At 63.7% G+C, this 2977-nt stretch carries 1 protein-coding gene and 1 pseudogene; one reads left to right on the forward strand and one right to left on the reverse strand.

The features are described 5' to 3' along the window. The first annotated feature begins 139 nt into the window (after window positions 1-139). Window positions 140-1108, forward strand: a complete 969-nt coding sequence (locus OC446_RS29880) for an IS5 family transposase (protein ID WP_262032517.1) — start codon at window positions 140-142, stop codon at window positions 1106-1108. A 668-nt stretch (window positions 1109-1776) separates the two neighbouring features. Here the strand turns inward: OC446_RS29880 and OC446_RS29885 are convergent. Continuing rightward, window positions 1777-2977 (reverse strand): annotated as a pseudogene (locus tag OC446_RS29885) (IS3 family transposase); the annotation flags it as partial.

Consider the following 2977-nt stretch of genomic DNA (forward strand, 5'->3'; position numbering starts at 1 on the left):
GAAGGCTCCCACGATGTCCCTGCTGCCACACAAAGTTTATGACACAGTAGTACTAGGACGTTGGTGCGTAATTCGACCTGAGGTGTCGCGCGAAGACCGGCGTGAGGTATATAGGCAGTCGTTGGAACCCGAGAGCTGCATGCCCTACAAGGTCAATCAGGAGCACCGTCACAGAATCCCGAAGGCCCCCTACCACGTGAAGAATTGGCGCGACTACGATGCGGCGCTGCGTCGGCGCGGTGACCTGACGGTGTGGGTGACGGCTGAAGCAATTATGGCATGGACGCCGGCAAAAACGGGCCGGCGTGGTCGACCACAGCGATACTCTGAGACGGTGGTCGAAACGGGTCTGATGCTGCGGCTGGCTTTTGGACGGCCCTGGCGCCGGACCGAAGGCATGCTGGCCTCGATCCTGCGTCTGGTCGGCTTGGACCTCCCGGTTCCCGATCACACCACCTTTTCGCGCCGCAGCGTCGACCTGGCCGTCGCCAAGGCGGTGAGAGCAGCCACCGGTCCGGTGAATGTGGTGATCGACTCCACTGGTCTGAAGGTATTTGGGGCGGGCGAATGGCAGCGCGAGAAGCATGGGGGCAAAGGGCACCGAACTTGGCGCAAGCTCCACCTAGCCGTCGATCCCGAGACCGGTGAGATCCTTGCTTCAGAGCTGACGAGCACGGAAGACGGTGATGCCTCGCAGGTCGGCCCCTTGTTGGATCAGATCTCAGGCCCGATCGCTTCGGTTACGGCTGATGGCGCATATGATGGTGAACCCGTCTACCGTACCATCGCCCAGCGAGATCCTGCGGCTGCGGTGATCATTCCACCGCGATCAACAGCAGTGCCGAGCAGCACGGCCGAGACGGCGCCCACCCAGCGAGACCGGCACCTCCGGATGATCCAAGAACATGGTCGGCGCGGCTGGCAAAAGGCGGTGAACTATGGCCGTCGGTCCTTGGGCGAGGTGGCGATGATGCGCTACAAGACCGTGATCAGGCGGTGTCCCCACGCCCGGACTCTGCCGACGCAAAGCGCCGAAGCCGCGGCCGGCTGCAAGGCCATCAACGTCATGACCCGCCACGGTATGCCGGTATCACAGCGCATCACCTGAGCCCCGCCGCAGGCACAGAAGCGGTCTGCCTCTGAATTACGCACCAAAGTCGCTCAGCGCAGTCCATATCACGACCTCTAGCATGAACCTTCCAGGATCACTGGAGTAGCAGATCCAGCGATCGCTCCGTTCGTGCCACACCTGACCAGTGACAAAGGCTTCAACCAGGCGATATGCGCCGAATGCCGGCACGCCAATGAAGAACATGAAAACGAGTAGACGCCACCGAGCTTTGCGAAGGCTCTTGAACATCCGCTTTGCCCACTCGGGAGTTCCGTCGGTTTCGTCTTTAGGCTCCACAGCCGGCCTCAACCTACCCCGATATACATTTGGAGTGGGCAGACGACTTTGGTCAACCTCTACCTAAGAAGCCCGAGCCTATGGGCGATGTTCTATAAGGCTGGGGCGTAGGCAATAGACGTGATTGACCAAACGGCATTCCTGCGGTTCACTTGAACTAAGTAACAGAGGGTGTGCGATGTCAGCTAAGTGCCCAAAATGCGAAGAACCACTGCTGAGCGTGAAGTGCTACAGCGTCGACATTGAAAGCTCAGGCGCTCTACAGAGCGGTACAGTCTATGCTTGCCCAGCGTGCTCTGCCGCTATCACCATCTCGCTCGGAGCTCCGCCCTGTACCGCCCGCGGTTTTTGAGACACCGGATTGAAGCCTACGCGGCGAGGGCCGCGGATGGAAGCTGCTTGTGCCGGACGGCCTTCGGCGTCTGAAAGCCATGCCGGGCTATCAGCCAGGTGGAGTTGTAGCTCTCCCGGAAAGCCAGCAGCGCCTGGCGCAACTCCTCGATGGTCTCGAAGTGGCGCACCCACAGCAGGTTCTCCTTGAGGGTGCGGATGAACCGCTCCGCACAGCCATTGCCTTCCGGCGCCCGCACGAAGGCAGGCGAGCTCTCAATCCCGAGGAACCGCAATTCGTCCTGGAAGGCTCGCGACATGTATTGGCTGCCATGGTCGTGCCGGACCGACAGGCCTGAAGCAATCTTCTGGGCAAAGCCGCCAAAGTGCTCCCGCACGCCCTGGCGCAGCGGCTCGAGAGCCTCAAAGCGGGTGGCTTGGCGACTGGCATGAATGCCCACGCACTCGGCACTGTAGTGATCGACCGCCACGAACACGGCAGCTTGCCCTTCAGCCGTCCAGGCGGCGGTCATGTCGGTGCCCCACAGCGTGTCGATGGTCTCCGGAATGATCGTGCCGTCGTGATTGCGCGGACCGCGGGGTGAGCCTGTCCGGGACGGCGCCAGCAGGTCATGCTCGCGCATCAGCCGCAACACCCGGCGCAGCGAGGTGCGGATGCCCTTCAGGCGCAGGCGCGCCCAGACCTTCCGATGACCCTCGCCATGGAACGGACTGGCGGCCAGGACGGCGCGGATCTCGGCGGTGAGCTCCGGATCGGACAACGGTCCAACCGGACCTCGGCGCTGCCGGTCGGGCTGCGGCTGGCGATGCCGGTACACGCTGGCCCGCGCCACCCGCCAGATCCGGCAGACCCGGGCCAGGCCATAGGGCTGACCGCTGCTCGGCGAGAGGGCCTGGCTCATCGCCTCGACCTCCTCTGGGCTAAAGGGCGGCCGCTCTCCAGCAGGGCAATCTTGGCCTCCAGCAGTTCACGTTCCAGCAGCATCTCGCCGAGCCGGGCCTTGAGCCGCTCGCTCTCGAGCACCTCGGCGGTGGCCGGCCGGGTGGTCAGACTGGCCTCGCCGGCTGCCAGGAAAGCATCGCGCCAGCCGCTCAGCGTTGCGGCCGTCACGCCCAGCGAGCGGGAGACCGTGTCCAGATCCTCACCGCGCAGCAGCCGCAGAACCGCCTCGCGTTTGCGCTGGCGCGACATGCGCCCACCGCGGCCCGGACCGGCCG

The organism is Microvirga sp. Mcv34 (assembly GCF_024519725.1).
GTDB lineage: Bacteria > Pseudomonadota > Alphaproteobacteria > Rhizobiales > Beijerinckiaceae > Microvirga.